The organism is Acinetobacter sp. YH12043 (assembly GCF_013419915.1).
Lineage (GTDB): Bacteria > Pseudomonadota > Gammaproteobacteria > Pseudomonadales > Moraxellaceae > Acinetobacter.
In genome coordinates this window covers 39,455-58,105 of sequence record NZ_VOZD01000001.1, presented here as the reverse complement: position 1 = coordinate 58,105, position 18,651 = coordinate 39,455, and the positions used below count along the sequence as shown (strand labels likewise).

The window sequence follows — 18,651 nt, the reverse complement described above, 5'->3', positions numbered from 1 at the left end:
CTAAACTTAACCTGCTCACTTGAAAATGCAAGCGAATTTATACAAGTTTCAATACTGGTCCAGACGAACTCATTGATCCGTTTAGAGTTTCTGAATCCGTTCCCGCAAGAATGGCAAATGACGCCGACTGACCGCCAGACGCTCTTCCAGTTCACGACAACGCACCTGATACTGGCCGGAACTCACCACTTCCAAGCCTTCCAGATAGTGAACCGAAACCAGTGCATTACGGTGAATCCTGATGAACTGATGTCCAAACTCCTGTTCCAACTCCTTCAGGGTTTCATCAATCAGGACACTGCCGTTTTTATGGCGTACGGTCACATATTTTTGATCCGCCAGAAAATAATAGATATTTTCAACTGGCACCAATTCGACCCCGCGATAGGTCTTTGCCGCAATTTGATGGCGGCTGATATTGATTTCTTCCATATTTTCTTTTTGTTTTAGTTGGCTCATTTGAGCTTGGGTAAGTTTAATTAGATGCTCTAAAACCTGTGCCAATTCCTGTTGCATCACCGGTTTAAGCAGGTAGCCGTCTGCATTAGACTTGAATGCATCCAGCGCGTGTTGGTCATAGGCCGTACAAAAGACAATAGCCGGCATCGGGTCGAGCTGACGCAAATGCTGCGCACAGGTCAAACCATCCATTTCAGGCATTTGAATATCTAATAAGATGACATCAGGTTCATGCTGGTGAGCCAGATCAATTGCTTGACGACCATGCGTAGCTGTTGCAACCACATCATGCCCCAGTTGAGAGACTAAACGTGATAGTCGCTCGACAGCCAAAGGCTCATCGTCACAAATCAGGACGTCCATTTCTCCTCCTTAATCCAGTCAACATTATTCATTTGATTATAAGTTAACTGTGATTTCCTTGATTTCTTTTTATTTATAGCGATATTGCACAACCGTGGTAAACACCCCTCCACCGGCGAAAGTTTGAAACGTCATCGTAGGTCCGTAATAAGCTTCCAGACGCTGTCTGACATTTTCAATTGCAATACCATGTCCCTTTTTTAATGTTTTATTATCCTGCGTATAGGGGTTTGTTATGATGATATTAATTTGATTTTGCAAGATTTCAATCAATATGCTTATGGTACTCTTTGTCAAAATTTTTTCAACTCCATGGAAAATACTATTTTCCACTAGGGGTTGTAAAGTCAATAATGGAATTTGGACTTGTGAGTATAAGTCTTTGTTTTCTAATTTCCATTCGACCTGCAAACGCTCTCCCAGACGAATCTGTTCAATCTCCAGATAGCGCTGGCAGAGTTCAATTTCTTCCTGCAACTTGACCAGCTTCAATTCCTGAAAACTGGCCCGAAAAAGACGGGACAAATTCAGCAACATTTGTTCGGCTTTGTCCGGGTCAATACTGATCAGGCTAATCACGCTATTGAGACTATTAAACAGAAAATGCGGATGAATCCTGGCCTGCATGGCCTGAATCCGTGCATGTAATTCACTGTGCTGCTGCTGCGCCCATTGTTCACGCAAATACAGATAGCGAAAACAGAACATGCCTAACAGGATACCAAAACTCAGATGTAGGCCGACCTGATCCAGTGCGACTGCCAGACTCAGTCCCTGAAAATTCAAATTGCTGCCAAAATAAGTCAGCACATTCAGACTGGTCGTAGTTACCAAAACAATCGCCTGTAATAGCAAAAATCCGCAGATTAATGCCAGCTTAATCCCCATACGTTGAAAGTGCTGATGAAAAAGCTCGACTAGCGCTGCAAAACATAACAGTATCCAGTTGATATACAGCATATATTGAAGCAGATCTGCCAGATTGAGTGCCTGCCAGGACTGTGCTTTTGCCAAGGCTAAGACCATGGCCAGCACATTGCCGCCAATAAACATTTCCAGCAAATAGTGCAGCTTGCCGATCTGGCTAAAAAAATAGGAGCTTTGCGCTGATCTAGTCGGAGATGTAAAAGATTGATCGACTTGGACTTCGGCAACGGGCTTTGAATTTGTTATACTCTTTTTCGTTCTACTGCTTTTAATCTGATTGAGCCGACATGACCACATCTTCTAATTCCTCAAATCCATCACAAGCCCAGACTTCGGGTATGTGGGGCGGTCGTTTCTCTGAAGCGACTGATGCTTTTGTTGCTGAATTTACAGCATCTGTTCAATTTGACCAACGTTTTTATAAACAAGACATTGCAGGCTCGATTGCACATGCAACCATGCTGGCAAAAGTTGGCGTACTGACCGAACAGGAACGTGATGACATTATCGAAGGTCTGACTGCCATTAAAGCAGATATTGAAGCAGGTAACTTCGAATGGCGCATTGACCTTGAAGATGTGCATATGAACATTGAGTCGCGCCTGACTCAGCGTATCGGCATCACCGGTAAAAAATTGCATACGGGCCGTAGCCGTAATGACCAGGTTGCCACAGATATCCGTCTGTATGTCCGTGATGAAATTGATGCCATCCTGGAATTACTGAAAAAATTGCAAAAAGGCATCCTGGGTCTGGCAGCGAAAAATACCAATACCATCATGCCAGGTTTTACCCATCTGCAAACTGCACAGCCAGTGACTTTTGGTCATCACTTAATGGCTTGGTTTGAAATGCTGGTACGTGACTCTGAGCGTCTGATTGATTGCCGTAAACGTGTTAACCGTATGCCACTCGGTTCTGCTGCTCTGGCAGGTACGACTTACCCGATTGACCGTGCTTATACCGCTGAGCTTCTAGGTTTTGAAGCTGTTGCTGAAAACTCACTTGATGCTGTTTCTGACCGTGATTTCGGTATTGAATTCAATGCTGCGGCATCTTTAATTATGATGCACCTGTCACGTATGTCTGAAGAAATGATCCTATGGACATCGGCTCAGTTCAAGTTCGTAAATATTCCAGACCGTTTCTGTACTGGTTCATCTATTATGCCGCAGAAGAAAAACCCGGATGTACCTGAACTGATCCGTGGTAAAACCGGCCGTGTATATGGTGATCTGATGAGCTTGTTGACCCTAATGAAAGGTCAACCGCTTGCTTACAACAAAGATAACCAGGAAGACAAAGAACCATTATTTGATGCGATCGATACCGTCCGTGGTTCATTAATGGCATTTGCGGATATGATTCCTGCGCTTGTACCAAACATCGAAATTATGCGTGAAGCAGCACTTCGTGGCTTCTCAACGGCCACTGACCTGGCAGATTATCTGGTAAAAAATGGCGTGGCTTTCCGTGATGCACACGAAATTGTGGGTAAAGCGGTAGCTCTGGGTGTACAGGAAGGTAAAGACCTGTCTGAACTGACACTTGAGCAACTGCAACAGTTCTCTGATCTGATTCAGGCAGATGTATTCGAAAAAGCCCTGACCTTAGAAGCATCTGTGAATGCACGTAATCACATCGGTGGTACTGCACCTGCACAGGTTGAAGCTGCGATCGAACGTGCGCATGCTCGCCTAGAGAAACTTTACGCTTAATTGCTTTCGCTTTAAATTGGAGTATTGATATGTCTCGACAAGTTTTTTGCCGTAAGTATCAACAAGAAATGGAAGGTTTAGACTTTGCACCATTCCCGGGTGCAAAGGGTCAGGAACTGTTTGATACGATATCTAAACAGGCTTGGCAAGAATGGCTGAAACACCAGACCACGCTGATCAATGAAAAGCGTTTAAACGTGTTTGAACCGGATGCGAAAAAGTTCCTTGAAGAGCAACGCGAGAAGTTCTTTAACAATGATGAATCATTGGAAAAAGCTGAAGGTCTAAAGCCTGAAGAAAAATAAGGCGCTGCCTTATTTTTCTTCAAGACAAGCACCGAAGGTGCGCGTAGGTCAACATTTGAAAAGCTCCATAAACGGGGCTTTTCTTATATCAAAAGCACTGCTCCGCCACGCCGCAAGACAAGCAGCTATGCTGCGCGTAGGCTTTAAAAAGAATCTCCGTTATGGGAGATTCTTTTTTATGTACTGCTCTAAAAATTACTCAAGACAAGCGAAGCGCGTAGTTTCAAATGTCAAAAAGGAGCCTGACAAGGCTCTTTTTTTTATGAATACTGCAAGAGCTAAACTGCGTTTTAACTAAGCAAGACAAGCGCATAATTTTACTTGTCAAAAAGGAAATCTATGAAAGATTCCCCTTTTAGTTTAAAGCCCTACTCTTTTTGTTTTTTACACAAGACAAGCAGCTATAAGTTCATAGAATAAAAAAACTCCTTACATGGAAATTTTTTTATCTAAGCTCAAGCTTTTCTCTTACGTAAATTAAGCGAAAGGTATCACTTCGAATGCTATAAAAAAGTAACCTATAAAAAGAATTCCCTTTTTAATTTGAAAATTACTTCTTCATCAGATCATGAGTTAAATACCTGACAAGAGACTCCTCGGATATTCTTTTTCTATAGATACTCTATTTCTCTTAAAAGCACTCTAAAAACTATTCTAACTTTCATGAAATCGAAAATTATTGAGCTAAAAACAAGCTCAAAACCTGTCATTTTCTTACCGTGTTTTTTAAATTTAAGCAGCCATTATCTTACTGAAAAGCAATCATATTTGTATCAAAATAATCAATTGTAAATTCTGTATACATTGCTCTCACAAAACACAACATTCAGCTACAAGAAACCACATGATTTTGTGGAAGGTGCTCCCTATAATGACCAGCAAGAAGATGAGATATCTTTGAATAACTATAATAATAACTGAGAAATACCCCCGATTTCATCCCAGTTCTTCCCCCAAAGGCTGGGTATTTTTTTTGCCTGTTATTTTTATATTCTCTATTTTTAGCTATAAAAAAAAGCCCCTTTTAAGGAGCTTTTATTGATTAAGGCTGTTTCAGATATGGCCAAGCTGCTTTTAGGTAAATAAACATTGACCATAAGGTCAGTACCACAGCTGTATATAGCAACGCATAAGCCAGCATTTCTAGCGGTGGCCAGTTCAGCAGGAAAACCGTAATTGCGATCATCTGGAACGCGGTTTTGTATTTACCCACTGTCGACACCGCCACACTGGTACGCGCACCGAGTTCAGCCATCCATTCACGTAAAGCTGAAACTGTAATTTCCCGTGAAATAATCACAATCGCTGCAAAAGCCATCGAGATCGAAGGTTGCCATTGCACTAAGACAATAAGCGCAGCAGCGACCATCAACTTGTCTGCAACTGGATCCAAAAAACGACCAAAAGCAGACGTCTGATTCAGAGTACGCGCCAGATAACCATCAAACCAGTCAGTGACTGCAGCCACTACAAAAATTGTCGTTAAGATAATATGCCGCGTCACATCAGGACTGGTTTCATTAAATCCCATTGCCGGTGGCCAATATGCGACCAATAAAAAAACCGGAATCAGGATAATACGAGCCAAGGTCAAGATATTTGGAATATTCAGGATACGACCTGTAGTCATAGACACCGCCAATTGTTCCCCTCATGTACGATGAAAATGCACACTTTTTTCGAGGTTTAATCCATCATTAATACGCTTCACTTTATACGAATTGACTTGAAGTGTCACTAGGCAAACACCGTCACTGTCTGTCTGGCCATCGCAATCAGCCGATTTTCTACATCCCACAGATAGGCATGTTCTGTTGAATAACCGTCAGCCGCATGGTCGGTAATCACTTTATATTTAAACCAATCATGTAGCTGATGCTGCACTGGATGCACATAGGTTACAGTCCAGGTCAGGCTGCTCGCTGGGGCCAGTGTTTGAAACATCGGTAACACCCCAGGTGGCCAGATGTCAAAAATGGCCATCAGGTCAGCTAACTGAAATTCACGGTCAGAATGTTGGTCTGGATGGAAGCGGCACCAGCCTTCAAAATCAGGACGTACACTTGAACTGCACGGCAGATTCAAATCCGCCCATCTGAGTTCAAAATGATCAAAACACTTTGGAAGCTTGAACTGTGCAGGAATCTGGAACAGGGTTTCAGGAGGAGCATAATCCGGAGCCTGGATTTCCTGATGTACCTGAATGCTAGAATCGCGCGCTACGCCGAAACTGGCAATCAGAATGCTCTGAACAGCCTCATCCTGCCATAGACGCACTTCGATGGTAGTGACCGATTTGCCTTCACGCAGAATTTCCGCAGTTAGGCGTGCTTTGCCTTCCTGTACCGGGCCAACAAAAGTCACACTGGTACTCAGCAGACGTTTAGTAGGATCATTGATTATTACCACGGCTTTTTGCATCATGACTGCAGCTGCAAGTCCACCGTAGATGGTTCTTCCTTGTCCCCAGCCTGGCGGCATTTCAATCCATTCTTGCTGCGCAATTTGTGCGTACAGTGTTTGCAAAGACATATCGATCCTTCAACTTTGTCTGATGAACCGATATATTGCTGGAAAAATCTATGAATAGAAATGACCTTTGACTCGAAGGTCAATGTGCATTTTTGCACTTGTAATTGATATAAAACGATTACTCATGCAGAACTTTATAAATCATCCGGGCCATGACCGAACCCAGACCCGGTACCAGTTGCAGATCTTTTTCTGAAGCTTTAAGCACACCCTGAATCCCGCCAAAATGGGTCAATAAATCACGACGGCGCTTCGGCCCTAATCCTGGGATCACTTCCAATACGGATGAACCCCGTTTTTTATCGCGTTTGGCCCGATGGCGGGTAATGGCAAAACGGTGAGCTTCATCACGTACCTGCTGGATCAGATGCAGGGCCTTATGATCTTCTGGAAGCTGGATCTTACCGCCATCGGTAAAATGCAGGGTTTCCAGACCCGGCTTACGTCCTTCGCCTTTAGACACACCGACCATAAAGGCATCCAGCCCAAGTTCCTGCATGACTTCCATCGCCATATGCAATTGCCCTTTACCACCGTCAATCAGCAGCAAATCTGGCAGCATGGCTTTTTTATAACGACGGGTTAAGGCCTGACGCATCGCGGCATAGTCATCACCCGCCTGAATATCATTGATAGAAAACTGGCGATAATCGCGTTTGCGCGCGCCTCCACTATCAAAGACTACGCAAGAAGCAACCGTATCTTCACCCATGGTATGCGAGATATCGAAACACTCAATCCGATCTACCGGCCGTCCTACGACCTCCTCTAACTGATGGAAACGTTCATTCAGCTCAAAGTGATTGGCCAGCTTGCCCTGAATGGCATGTTGCACATTCATCTGTGCAAGTTCCAGCCATTCGGCACGGGTTTCCCGAACTTTGGATTTGATCTGAATTTTCTTGTCAAAATGTTGAGAAAGTGCGGCTTCCAGCTCCTTCCGATCTGGCATTTCAATATTTACGATCAGTTCAGAAGGAATTTCATCGGCAACCTGGAAGTAGAAGTTGGCAATAAAATCCGAGAGCATTTGTCCCAGATCGTCACTCAGCATATCCGGAAAATAGCCTTTACCGCCGAGCATCTTGCCATTACGCACATGCATGATCTGCACACAAGTTACTCCTGCCTGGTAGGCAATCGCTAGAATATCTGCCTCACCTTTGACTTTATAAATCGCCTGCTGGGCCTGTACATCACGCAGTAATGCCATCCGGTCACGATAAAATACCGCCTTTTCAAATTCCAGATTTTCTGCGGCTGCTTCCATCTTGGCAATCAGTTCCTGATTCAACTCTTTGGTATCGCCTTGCAGGAAGCGAATCGAATTATTGACATCTTCCTGATAATCCTCAGGTGAAATCAGGCCGACACAAGGGCCGGAACAGCGCTTGATCTGATATTGCAAACAAGGTCGAGTACGATTGGCAAAGAAACCATTCTCACAGGAACGTACATTGAATAATTTTTGCAGAATAACCAAAGTATCGCGGGCATTGTAAGCACTCGGATAAGGTCCAAAGAACTTGCCGACCTGATGTTTGCCCTTGCCACGACCGCTGGCAATCCGCGGATAAGGCTTGTCTGCAGAGACAAAAATATAGACATAGGATTTGTCATCACGCAGCATGATGTTATATGGCGGACGATGCAGTTTGATCAGGTTTTGCTCTAGCAATAAAGCTTCAGTTTCTGAACGCACCACCAAGGTTTGAATGTCATAAATCCGTGCTACCAAAGCTTGAGTCTTGGGATGATCAAGGGTTTTGACAAAATAACTGGAGACCCGATTTTTCAGGTTTTTGGCTTTTCCCACATATAAGAGTTCGCCATCTTTGCCATACATCCGGTAGACCCCGGGTAAGGTAGTCATATTGGCCAAGATTTTTTCAATATGAGGGCGTGCGTTCTCGTTCACCTAAAACCTATTTTTCACCTGCAATATGCAGATATATGTGATGTTTAATGTGTCATTTTCAAGCGATGACACAAAATTCACCCGAACTGTCATCGAAAGTGAAACAGGTTATGCCCAGACCGCCGTATTTATAAGCAACCCAATATGGTCTGATTGCTAAAAGCTATAAGTCGCCTGAACTAACTTTGCTATGCTCGACAGGTTCAATCTCGAGATGATCCAAGATGACAAGTTCCCAATCCGGTATTCATGTTGTGCAACCTGCCACTTCTAGCCATAGCCAGTCTGAGCGTGACCGTTTGATTGGGAAACCGCGTTTTCATTTTGAACCTCTGGCTGTGATGCAGTTGCTACGGGAACGGATCATCGGTCAGGATGCCGCCTTAAATGAAATTGAAAAAATGCTACATGTGGTCAAGGCTGACTTTTCCAGTCCTGAACGTCCGCTTTCGGTTACCTTAATGCTTGGCCCGACCGGTGTCGGCAAAACCGAGACCGTGCGTCTGATTGCCGAAGCAATTTATGGCCGTCCTGATGCTTTCTGCCGGATTGATATGAATACTTTGGCGCAGGAACATTATGCAGCTGCCCTGACTGGCGCGCCTCCGGGTTATGTGGGCTCTAAAGAAGGCCATAGCCTGTTTGATGAAACCGCTATTGCCGGAAGCCATACCCGTCCCGGCATCATGCTGTTTGATGAACTGGAAAAAGCCAGTACTGAAGTGATTCGTGGTCTGATGAATGTACTGGATACTGGTCGACTGACGTTGACTGCTGGTACCAAAACCATCGATTTTCGTAATTGCATGATTTTTATGACCAGTAATGTCGGTGCACAAGCCGCACAACAATATCTGGAAAAGCTCAGCTATCTGCCGCAAAAAATGCAGCAACTATGTCTGAAAAAAGTACCGACCCAGCAGATTATTGAAAAAGTCATGCAGCGCAAGTTCGATCCCGAATTTTTAAACCGGATTGACCGTACCTTGCACTATCAGGCCGTCCAAAATGATGCCCTGCCACGACTGGTTGAGATTGAGCTGGATAAATTAAATCAACGTCTGCAACATCAGAAACGACAGATTCACCTCACTGATGCAGCCAAGGCCCATTTTTATCAGGGTCATGACATCCGTTATGGCGCCCGTCATTTGGGCCGAAAAATACGGACTGAACTGGAACCGATCTTAGCGATTTATTTCCTGAACCATCCAGAACAACTGCAACTCCATCTGGACTGTATTAATGGTCAATTGCTAGTTCAGCCTCAAGCCTCCGATTCCAATTAAACTGTTTGATGTGCTTGAATCGCCTGAATCAATGCATCCGGGTCTTTAGGTGAAATCAGGACATACTTTTGTTGATCTGCCAGCATATAGCTAACTTTTAAACGCTTGAAAGACAAAGCAGGTGCAATTTCTGAGTGATCTGTAGGCTGGATATTCTGAATCGAACCAAGCGGAATTTGCCAGGTCAGCCACAAGCTTTTGATAATCAACTGCCCATCCTGCACGATATAACGGGTACTCCAGACCGGCCACCACACCAAGAGGATTGTGAGTATATAGACTGCGGTATGCACCGGATATTGAGCCATCGTCCCTTTGGCCTGCATGGTCAGTAATAATTGCAATAACAAACCACTCATACAGATTAAAAATGCCAGCAGCCACCAGTCTTTTTTGGAACGAAATACACGCATCATCTTCCCCCTATTTTGTTTTATCTTACACAAAATCAGAATGATGTGGTGAATCTCTGCAAGTAATAAAAAACGCCCATGTGGGCGCTTTATTTTTTATGTTGCAGCTTAGGCAAACAGATAAGGACGAATAAAGATCAGGAAGAAAATACCCAGCATCAGGAACCATTTCAGGAAATAGTACAGCTGGCGGTTCTGTGCTTTTAAAGCTTTGGCTTTTACCCGGAGTTGATAGACATAACCAAAGACTTTGTTTAAGCCACCAGTCTGATCCCCAACCTCATTCGGTGAACTGGCTGCTGTCATCACTTTTTTACCAAACCAGTGATTGAAGCGTTCCATCCAGCGGGTTTTTAAAGGTCGCTCGACATCAGCAAAGAAAATGATCCGGTTCTGGTCAGTCTTGTTTTCGGCATAATGAATATAGGTTTCATCAAATACCACACTCTCGCCGTCGCGCCAGGAATAACGCTGACCATCGACATCGATAAAGCAGCGGTCATCATTCGGGGTCATTAAGCCCAAGTGATAACGCAATGAACCGGCATAAGGGTCACGATGACGGACCAAACGGCTATCGGGTGCCAGCTCGGTAAACATGGCCGCTTTAATGGTAGGCAAAGTTTTGAGCAAAGCCGTAGTTTTTGGGCAGAGTTCTGCTGCAGAGGGATGCGCCGAGTCATACCATTTTAAATAGAAGCGTTTCCAGCCAGTCTTAAAAAATGAGTTAAACCCCAGGTCATCATATTTGCTCGAAGCCTTGATCCCGCCTTTCTGATAGAGTGCCTGTGCTTCGTCACGAATCATTTCCCAGTTTTCATCCAGCACTTTTAGGTCTTTAAAATGCTGCGTATCGATATAAGGCTGATTCGGTACGCGTGAAAAGGCGTACATCAGAAAATTGATCGGTGCAAACAGGGTCGAATGGTCAAAAAACTGGCGATAAAAAGAATGCCGAACTGTGCCACGTCGCTGAATATATAACGCTGAGATGACAAAGATGGCCAAAATAATCCACTTAAGCATATCAATACCCAAAAAATCCTAGCCCTAAAAAAGAACGGGGAAAAATAAAAAAGTCACATCTGGGCCGCATTATAACAAAGCTGCTTTTGCTCTCCCTACCCGCTTGTAGAACACAGCGTTGCATACATTTTCTTACATCCGTATCGAATAATTTGAATCTCAATTGACTATTTTGACCAAAACACCACACAGCAAACATTCCCTATCTGGTCAATTTACGTTATAAAAACAGCGCGACAGCAATAAAAAAGTGAAATTGAAACAATAACTTCATTACACTGCGATAACGGTTCACTGTATTCCGGACATGACAACACCTTGATTGAGCGATGAAAATTGATGACCCTTGCGTCACGGCTTGATACAACTTGTGTTGTTCTTTTTGGATATAGTTATCGTAAGATTAGCGAAGTAAAAAAGTGCGCGGGAAATGCGCGCTTGCTTCACAACATCAACTTAGAAGTCCTCCAAAATAAAGGAGATCAGGGCATGATCCACGCTGGCAATGCCATTACCGTCCAAATGCTTGAGGACGGAATTGCAGAATTCCGCTTTGACTTACAAGGTGAGTCGGTTAACAAATTCAACCGTGCAACGATTGAAGATTTCAAGGCTGCGATTGACGCAGTTTCCGCTGCTGACATTCAGGGTTTAATCGTGACTTCAGGCAAGTCTACATTTATTGTAGGTGCTGACATTACTGAATTCGGCGATAACTTTGCTCAAGGCGAAGAGGCAATTGTTGACTGGGCACTACCAGTTCATGAAATTTTTAACAGCTTCGAAGACCTGGACATTCCTAAAGTTGCCGCGATTAACGGTATGGCACTAGGTGGCGGTTTCGAGATGTGCTTAGTCTGTGACTACCGTGTGATGTCAGAACAGGCGCAAGTCGGCCTGCCTGAAATCAAACTTGGTATCTTCCCTGGTTTCGGTGGTACGGTTCGTTTAAGCCGTCTGATCGGTATCGACAATGCAGTTGAATGGATGGCCATGGCTACTCCGAAAAAACCGGCTGCTGCACTGAAAGATGGTGCTGTTGATGCGGTTGTGGCTGCAGACAAACTGAAAGATGCTGCGATTGACCTGTTGAAACAGGCAATTCACGGTCGTTTAGACTGGCAAACAAAACGCCAGGAAAAACTGGATCCAATCAAGCTGAACATGCTTGAGCAAATGATGGCGTTCAATACGGCGAAAGGTGCGGTTCTTGCAAAAGCAAACCCTGCTCAATACCCAGCGCCAAAACTATTGCTTGATTCTCTTCAGGCAGGTGCAAGCTTACACCGCGATGAAGCGTTAAAAGTTGAAGCTCAAGGCTTTGCGAAAGCTGCGGTAACTCCACAAGCAGGTGCGTTAATCGGTCTGTTCCTGAACGACCAGGTTGTGAAGAAAACTTCTAAGAAATATGAACAAGGTGCACATCCAGTGAACCAGGCTGCCGTTCTAGGCGCAGGGATCATGGGTGGTGGTATTGCTTACCAGGCGGCAAGCAAAGGCACTCCAATCATCATGAAAGACATCGGTAACCAGCAACTTGCACTGGGTATGTCTGAAGCAAACAAACTGCTGACCAAGCAGGTTGAACGCAAGAAGATGAAGCCGGCGCAAATGGGTGAAACCCTTGCTCGCATCCGTCCTACTTTAAGCTATGACGAGTTTAAAGAAGTCGACATCGTGATCGAAGCAGTAACTGAAAACCCGAAAGTGAAAGGCATCGTACTGAAAGAAACTGAATCTAAAGTACGTGAAAACACAATTATTGCGTCGAACACGTCTACGATTTCAATCACGCGTCTGGCTGAAAATCTGGAACGTCCTGAAAACTTCGTCGGTATGCACTTCTTTAACCCGGTACACATGATGCCACTGGTAGAAGTGATTCGTGGTGAGAAGACTTCTGCTGAAGCGATTGCAACGACTGTTGTTCTTGCTCAGAAAATGGGTAAAACACCAATCGTAGTGAATGACTGCCCGGGCTTCCTGGTAAACCGCGTACTGTTCCCTTACTTCGGTGCATTTGACCTGTTACTGAAAGATGGTGCTGACTTCCAGCAAATCGATAAAGTGATGGAAAAATTCGGCTGGCCTATGGGTCCTGCTTACCTGATGGACGTGGTTGGTATCGATACTGGCGTTCACGGTGCAGAAGTGATGGCTGAAGGCTTCCCGGATCGTATGAAACCTGATTTCAAAGGTTCGATCCAAGTGATGTACGAAAACAACCGTCTGGGTCAAAAGAATGACGTTGGTTTCTACAAATACGAACTTGACCGTAAAGGCAAAAAAGCCAAAGTGGTTGATCCAACCGCATACGAACTTGTGGCATCTGTTGCAACTGCTGAAAAACGTGAATTTGATCCTCAAGAGATCATTGACCGTATGATGCTGGCTTTCTGTAACGAAACTGTTCGTTGCCTGGAAGACAACATTGTTGCAACTCCGGCTGAAGCAGATATGGCGATGATCATGGGTGTAGGCTTCCCTCCATTCCGTGGTGGTCCATGCCGTTATATCGACCAAACTGGTGTAGCTGAGTATGTTGCACTTTGCGACAAATACGCGCACTTAGGTAAGGCTTATGAAGCGCCGCAATCATTGCGCGACATGGCTGCTAACAACAAAAAATTCTACGGTTAAGGAGTGACGTGAATGGCTACTTTAAATCCACGTGACGTTGTGATTGTTGATGGCGTACGTACTGCCATGGGCAAATCGAAAAACGGTATGTTCCGCAATGTACGTGCCGACAGCATGTCAGCTGAACTTATCCGTGCGTTGATGGTTCGTAATGAATTCGATCCGAATGAAGTCGAAGATGTGATCTGGGGCTGTGTGAACCAGACTCTGGAACAAGGGATGAACATTGCGCGTAACATCGCATTGTTAGCTGACCTTCCTAAGACTGTTGCAGGTCAAACGGTTAACCGTCTGTGTGGTTCTTCTATGCAGGCAATCCACACTGCGGCTGCACAGATTGCGACTAACCAGGGTGATATCTTCATCATCGGTGGTGTAGAGCATATGGGCCACGTAGGTATGATGCACGGCATCGACCTGAACCCTGCTGCATCTAAGCACTACGCAAAAGCATCAAATATGATGGGCCTGACTGCTGAAATGCTAGGTCGCATGAACGGCATTACTCGTGAAGAACAGGATGCGTTTGGTGTGGAATCTCACCGCCGTGCCTGGGCTGCGACTGAAAATGGTCTGTTCCAGAACGAGATCGTAGGCATTGAAGGTCATAATGCTGACGGTTATAAAGTTCTGTGCGATATCGATGAAGTGATCCGTCCGGATGCCAACATCGAAACTTTCCGTGCTTTACGTCCAGTATTTGACCCTAAAGGCGGGACAGTGACTGCTGCAACATCTTCAGCATTGTCTGACGGTGCATCTGCAATGCTGTTAATGTCTGCTGAACGTGCTCAAGCGCTTGGTTTGAAACCACGTGCTGTGATTCGCTCTATGGCGGTTGCAGGTTGTGACGCTGCGATCATGGGTTATGGCCCTGTTCCAGCAACTCAAAAAGCGCTTAAACGTGCTGGCTTGTCAATTGCTGATATCCAGACTTTTGAATTGAACGAAGCTTTTGCTGCACAAGGTCTGTCTGTTCTTAAAGGCTTAGGCATTTATGACAAGCAAGACATCGTGAACCATAACGGTGGTGCGATTGCACTTGGTCACCCATTGGGTTGTTCTGGTGCACGTATTACAACCACGTTGTTAAACGTGATGGAACAACAAGATACGCAAATTGGTCTTGCGACGATGTGTATCGGTTTGGGTCAAGGTATCGCAACGATTATCGAACGTGTTTAATGTTTAATTAAATACTGAGATAAAAAGAACCCCGCTTATTGCGGGGTTTTTTATTAAAATGATATACTTAAAAAGATATCGGTGATTAGAAATTGAGTTGTGTATCACAACTTGCTGACTAATGTTAGCAGAACTGCTTAACTACGTACGACCTTAATGGTTGAACTTTGATAAAACTGGTGTCGCCATTTGAGTTTTCACCGATATCACCTTTTATTTTATGATCTTTCTTAAATTTCCTATATCAAAACTAATGTTAGCAACAGATAAGAAAGACTTAGCTAACTTTTTAAATTACGACTATAAGCATTTTTGTTGGATTTTATATTCTCAGCCTATTCATACTAGATATAACATAATTGAGATTCCTAAAAAATCTGGAAAATTAAGGGTAATTCACGCACCTGACTCACATCTTAAACAATTACAAAAAAATTTAGCTGTACAACTTACAGAGCTATTTGAACAAAAAAATACTGGTAAACCTTCTTTTTCATTTGCTTATAGGAGAAATAATAAGGAAGAAAAATTTGGTATTTACTTTAATGCAAAAAGACATAGAAATCGAAAGTTAGTCATTAATATTGATTTAAAAGATTTTTTTCATACCATTGAGTTCAAAAGAATAGTTGGCTACTTTACAAGAAATAATCATTTTAAATTTCCAATTGATGTTGCTATTGGAATAGCCCAAATAGCATGTTACAAAGATCCCAAAACAGGAAAAGTATTTTTACCCCAAGGAAGTCCTGTATCACCTATTATTTCTAATTTAATAACTGAAATACTTGATGCAAAAATTACAAAATTAGCCATACAATATAAATTTTATTACTCAAGATATGCTGATGATCTGACTTTATCTTTCGATACAAAAAAATTACCACAAGAAATAATACAGTCCAATGAAAATAATTTTTTTCTAGGTGATAAGATTATTAAAGCTATTAAAAGTAGTGGTTTTAATATCAACAATGATAAAATTTGCTTTAGAACTAATTTTGATCGACAACAAGTCACAGGACTTGTTGTAAATAAAAAAATAAATATACCTAGGAATTACTATAATTTATCTAAAAGTATGGCTTACAATTTTTGTCAATTTGCCACATTTGAGAAATCTTCATTTCATACCTTTTCCAAGAATAACTCAGATAAGGGTAAATCAATTATTGGTATAATGACTTACATCTACAATATAAAAAATGAATATAACAATAGAACTATCAATGCCGAACCGAATATCTATACTGATTTCAAAATGGAGAAACCAAAATCACCAGAGCATTTGTTTTGGTCAAAAAATAGCTTTAATCGCTTATTTTTACATACTTATTTTCAGGAATTTTTTGTTTACAGAAAAAAAATTCATTTACTCTGTGAAGGAAAAACAGACCCTCTTCATTTTAAAAACTATATTTCTACATTAGATAAAAAAATTCAAAATTATTATGAATTTACAGCATTTAATGAAGATAAGTTAACCATATTTCAAAAAGAGTTAAATATTCGCTCTGGCACACCTAATTTAAAACGATTCATTGATATTTATTCAACATTATATGTTTCTAAACTATCATTTTTGAATCCAACAATAATAATTGTAGATAATGACAAAGCTGGTAATGAAGTCTTTCAATGTGGAGTTGGTCGCTACAACAAGACAAGTCAACATGGGAAAACTACCATAAATAAACTAGAAGTAGAATATGCATATATTTGTAAAAATCTTTTTATCCTAAAACTTCCTAAAATTTTAAAAGATACAACCATCGAGGACTTATACGAACCATCTGTTACTTCAACTTTACTAAATGGAAAATCTTTCACTAAAGATAATAATTATGACTCCAATTTATATTATGGAAAAGTTGAGCTTTTAAGAAATGTCATAAAAAAGAATAAACTTTCTATAAATTATAAAAACTTCGAAACGATGCTTGAGGCAATTGATCGATTATTTTTAATGAACTTATATTTAAACTTAACTAACTCTATCAAATAAATCCTCAGTTTTTATTTATTAACAAAGTAATTACCATCGACTTATTTTAATTTTTGCGCAAACAACGTCGTAAAATGCTGCTTAATCCGATTACCTTGCTCATCGACCCGATGCAACTCCCCGACATTTTCATTGTATTTCACAATGTTCCAGCCACCATATAGCGCACTTAACTCTCCTGTTTTAAACGCAAATGGAAAGTCAGGCTGCGCAGGAATATCATCGGTATCCATCGCACAGACAATCAGGTTATAACCGCCCGGCACTGTCGCCTGCTGCATCTGTGCAATAAGTGGTGGAATGGTATCGGCCTGCAGGAACATCATCACCACTGTACAGTAAATGAAGTCATATTGACCCTGAATACTGGTGTCAAGATTTAAATCCCGTTGCTGAACCTGAATATTCCCGATTTCTTCATTCTGAATGATCTGTCTTAAGGTCTGTAGACTATTTTCATTCACATCCCAGGCGTCGACTTCAAAACTGTTCTGACTCAAATACAACGAATTGCGGCCTGAACCACAACCGACATCCAGCGCACGACCACCCTTTAAATACGGCATAGCCGCCAGAATTTCCGAATGGGTCGGGCTTAGCTGATATTTCTTAGTGAAGTAATCCTCAGGTTTGCAGTAAAAACGCAGCTGACATTCTGCATCTTCACTAGCCGCAACGATCTTATGCCAGACCTGTGGCTCAATGAACGGCGGTTGCTGCTCTGGCGTAAATACATGTTCAGACTGTACATGACCTGACGGATCCAGCATGGCAAAATGCAGCTCACCTTTGAGCACAGTCAGCTTTGCCCAAGTGCCTGCTTTGGTATTGTGTGGCTGCTTGAACCCTTGTGGGATAGCTTGCTGCGTCCAGACCGGAAATTCTTTATAACATTTCAATTGTTGCATAAAAGATTGTGCTCCCTATTCTCGCTTTCCGTCTGCAAACATGCTTCTGGATATTCATTTTTCTTAAGCATAGCTGGTTCTCTTACCAATGAGAACTGGCACATCTTTGATGTAAGCAATGCAACAAGACTAATTCTGACAGAAAAACATCATGTCATTTAGAGATAAGAAATCATAAGATCCTTATACTTAGAGTTTGTTCTCTGCCTCTTTAAGTGCCTGCTGATCCACTTGAGTCATTTGCTGATTGAGCTGCACTATTTCCTGATACAGCTTATTGAATTGCTTTAAGGGTGCATCTTCATAGAACATAAAGGTCTGGTTTTTCTTTTCCCATTTATTGTTTTTCAGCACCAGAAATAGCTGGTCTGCTTTGGCCAGACTCTGTTTTTCAATTTCAAAAATTGCATGGGCATTATCCTGCTGCTGATTGGCTTTCAGATTATCTGCCAGCTGCTGACGATAGCGGTTTTTAATGTCCAGCTGTTTCACCTGCTCTAACTGCTGGGTTGCCCGCTGTTGAATTGTCTGTTCATAACCATCGACAATTTCATGCACACGCTTCAGCATGGCTTCGGTTTCTTTATAGTCTTGGGCTTGATCTTTGGCTAAACGGTCAATGTCCAGAAAACGATCCCAGTCCGCTGCTTTGAGGTCACGTAAATACTGATTGCGAGCCTCGGCACGATCACGCATCTGACCCAGAATAAATTGGGCCATCACGGCATAATCCCCATCCAGACGATCATCTTCCAGATCAATCTGAATCGGTTTAGACCAATCCTGTGCCTGTTGCAAAATAGATCCAGTTTTTTCTTCCAGTACCGTTTCATATTCTTGCAAATCGGCCTGCTGTTTCTGCTCTACAGAATTTTGATAAAATAACCAGATCAAAATTGCCAGTACCACTCCAGCGATAATCATAAAAACACGGGGCATCTACACGCTCCAGGTCTGTCATCC

Annotated in this window: 15 protein-coding genes; 6 read left to right on the top strand and 9 right to left on the bottom strand. The window is 42.7% G+C overall.

Annotation, left to right across the window (positions count from 1 at the left end; all coding sequences use genetic code 11):
• Positions 1–81: 81 nt before the first annotated feature.
• On the bottom strand, positions 82–822 hold the full coding sequence (locus FTU01_RS00280; RefSeq protein WP_005232557.1) for a LytTR family DNA-binding domain-containing protein: 741 nt from the start codon (positions 820–822) through the stop codon (positions 82–84).
• Between the two features lie 69 nt (positions 823–891).
• Positions 892–2,046 (bottom strand): sensor histidine kinase, encoded by a 1,155-nt coding sequence (locus FTU01_RS00275; RefSeq protein WP_180012038.1) that lies wholly within the window; start codon positions 2,044–2,046, stop codon positions 892–894.
• Here FTU01_RS00275 and argH point away from each other — a divergent pair.
• Positions 2,037–3,467 carry an argininosuccinate lyase gene (gene argH / locus FTU01_RS00270; protein WP_051065353.1) on the top strand — a complete coding sequence of 477 codons (1,431 nt, stop codon included), beginning with the start codon at positions 2,037–2,039 and terminating at the stop codon, positions 3,465–3,467. The genes FTU01_RS00275 and argH overlap by 10 nt on opposite strands.
• Before the next feature lie 29 nt (positions 3,468–3,496).
• Positions 3,497–3,772, top strand: a complete 276-nt coding sequence (locus FTU01_RS00265; RefSeq protein WP_004781637.1) for an oxidative damage protection protein — start codon at positions 3,497–3,499, stop codon at positions 3,770–3,772.
• Positions 3,773–4,814: 1,042 nt separating this feature from the next.
• Here FTU01_RS00265 and pgsA read toward each other — a convergent pair.
• The 3 genes from pgsA to uvrC form a co-directional block, all read right to left on the bottom strand.
• A complete protein-coding gene (gene pgsA / locus FTU01_RS00260; protein ID WP_004781631.1) occupies positions 4,815–5,402 on the bottom strand; it encodes a CDP-diacylglycerol--glycerol-3-phosphate 3-phosphatidyltransferase in 588 nt (195 codons plus the stop codon).
• 107 nt (positions 5,403–5,509) lie between these two features.
• Positions 5,510–6,304, bottom strand: a complete 795-nt coding sequence (locus FTU01_RS00255; protein WP_180002515.1) for a thioesterase family protein — start codon at positions 6,302–6,304, stop codon at positions 5,510–5,512.
• A 118-nt stretch (positions 6,305–6,422) separates the two neighbouring features.
• Complete coding sequence (gene uvrC / locus FTU01_RS00250; RefSeq protein WP_180025219.1) at positions 6,423–8,222, bottom strand: excinuclease ABC subunit UvrC; 1,800 nt, start codon at positions 8,220–8,222, stop codon at positions 6,423–6,425.
• A gap of 224 nt (positions 8,223–8,446) precedes the next feature.
• Here uvrC and FTU01_RS00245 point away from each other — a divergent pair, with 224 nt between their 5' ends.
• Positions 8,447–9,511, top strand: coding sequence for an AAA family ATPase (locus FTU01_RS00245; protein WP_180137743.1), 1,065 nt, complete (start codon positions 8,447–8,449; stop codon positions 9,509–9,511).
• Here the strand turns inward: FTU01_RS00245 and FTU01_RS00240 are convergent.
• Both FTU01_RS00240 and lpxO read right to left on the bottom strand, forming a co-directional pair.
• Positions 9,508–9,924: a PH domain-containing protein gene (locus tag FTU01_RS00240; RefSeq protein WP_159123727.1), complete on the bottom strand. Its 417-nt coding sequence runs from the start codon at positions 9,922–9,924 to the stop codon at positions 9,508–9,510. The two genes, FTU01_RS00245 and FTU01_RS00240, sit on opposite strands and share 4 nt — an antisense overlap.
• 108 nt (positions 9,925–10,032) lie before the next feature.
• Positions 10,033–10,950: a lipid A hydroxylase LpxO gene (gene lpxO, locus FTU01_RS00235; RefSeq protein ID WP_166136817.1), complete on the bottom strand. Its 918-nt coding sequence runs from the start codon at positions 10,948–10,950 to the stop codon at positions 10,033–10,035.
• A 489-nt stretch (positions 10,951–11,439) separates the two neighbouring features.
• On the opposite strand from lpxO, the gene fadB reads away from it, so the two are divergent.
• The 3 genes from fadB to FTU01_RS00220 all read left to right on the top strand — a co-directional run bounded on the left by fadB (position 11,440) and on the right by FTU01_RS00220 (position 16,780).
• Positions 11,440–13,590, top strand: a complete 2,151-nt coding sequence (gene fadB / locus FTU01_RS00230; RefSeq protein ID WP_180137741.1) for a fatty acid oxidation complex subunit alpha FadB — start codon at positions 11,440–11,442, stop codon at positions 13,588–13,590.
• A 12-nt stretch (positions 13,591–13,602) separates the two neighbouring features.
• Positions 13,603–14,775 carry an acetyl-CoA C-acyltransferase FadA gene (fadA, locus tag FTU01_RS00225; protein ID WP_180137739.1) on the top strand — a complete coding sequence of 391 codons (1,173 nt, stop codon included), beginning with the start codon at positions 13,603–13,605 and terminating at the stop codon, positions 14,773–14,775.
• 253 nt (positions 14,776–15,028) lie between these two features.
• Entirely contained in the window at positions 15,029–16,780 is a 1,752-nt protein-coding gene (locus tag FTU01_RS00220) for a reverse transcriptase domain-containing protein (RefSeq protein WP_180137738.1), read from the top strand.
• Between the two features lie 41 nt (positions 16,781–16,821).
• Here the strand turns inward: FTU01_RS00220 and tehB are convergent, their stop codons facing one another.
• The gene (tehB, locus tag FTU01_RS00215; protein WP_180137736.1) at positions 16,822–17,688 is read right to left on the bottom strand and encodes an SAM-dependent methyltransferase TehB; all 867 of its coding nucleotides are present in this window, start codon (positions 17,686–17,688) and stop codon (positions 16,822–16,824) included.
• Between the two features lie 189 nt (positions 17,689–17,877).
• Positions 17,878–18,627 (bottom strand): hypothetical protein, encoded by a 750-nt coding sequence (locus FTU01_RS00210; protein WP_159123719.1) that lies wholly within the window; start codon positions 18,625–18,627, stop codon positions 17,878–17,880.
• Between the last annotated feature and the right edge of the window lie 24 nt (positions 18,628–18,651).

Excerpts from the sequence above, each read along its gene's own strand:
- FTU01_RS00280 (WP_005232557.1), bottom strand. The coding sequence starts at position 822 with ATGGACGTCCTGATTTGTGACGATGAGCCTTTGGCTGTCGAGCGACTA.
- argH (WP_051065353.1), top strand. The coding sequence starts at position 2,037 with ATGACCACATCTTCTAATTCCTCAAATCCATCACAAGCCCAGACTTCG.
- FTU01_RS00275 (WP_180012038.1), bottom strand. The coding sequence starts at position 2,046 with ATGTGGTCATGTCGGCTCAATCAGATTAAAAGCAGTAGAACGAAAAAG.
- FTU01_RS00265 (WP_004781637.1), top strand. The coding sequence starts at position 3,497 with ATGTCTCGACAAGTTTTTTGCCGTAAGTATCAACAAGAAATGGAAGGT.
- pgsA (WP_004781631.1), bottom strand. The coding sequence starts at position 5,402 with ATGACTACAGGTCGTATCCTGAATATTCCAAATATCTTGACCTTGGCT.
- FTU01_RS00255 (WP_180002515.1), bottom strand. The coding sequence starts at position 6,304 with ATGTCTTTGCAAACACTGTACGCACAAATTGCGCAGCAAGAATGGATT.
- FTU01_RS00245 (WP_180137743.1), top strand. The coding sequence starts at position 8,447 with ATGACAAGTTCCCAATCCGGTATTCATGTTGTGCAACCTGCCACTTCT.
- FTU01_RS00240 (WP_159123727.1), bottom strand. The coding sequence starts at position 9,924 with ATGCGTGTATTTCGTTCCAAAAAAGACTGGTGGCTGCTGGCATTTTTA.
- lpxO (WP_166136817.1), bottom strand. The coding sequence starts at position 10,950 with ATGCTTAAGTGGATTATTTTGGCCATCTTTGTCATCTCAGCGTTATAT.
- fadB (WP_180137741.1), top strand. The coding sequence starts at position 11,440 with ATGATCCACGCTGGCAATGCCATTACCGTCCAAATGCTTGAGGACGGA.
- fadA (WP_180137739.1), top strand. The coding sequence starts at position 13,603 with ATGGCTACTTTAAATCCACGTGACGTTGTGATTGTTGATGGCGTACGT.
- FTU01_RS00220 (WP_180137738.1), top strand. The coding sequence starts at position 15,029 with ATGTTAGCAACAGATAAGAAAGACTTAGCTAACTTTTTAAATTACGAC.
- tehB (WP_180137736.1), bottom strand. The coding sequence starts at position 17,688 with ATGCAACAATTGAAATGTTATAAAGAATTTCCGGTCTGGACGCAGCAA.
- FTU01_RS00210 (WP_159123719.1), bottom strand. The coding sequence starts at position 18,627 with ATGCCCCGTGTTTTTATGATTATCGCTGGAGTGGTACTGGCAATTTTG.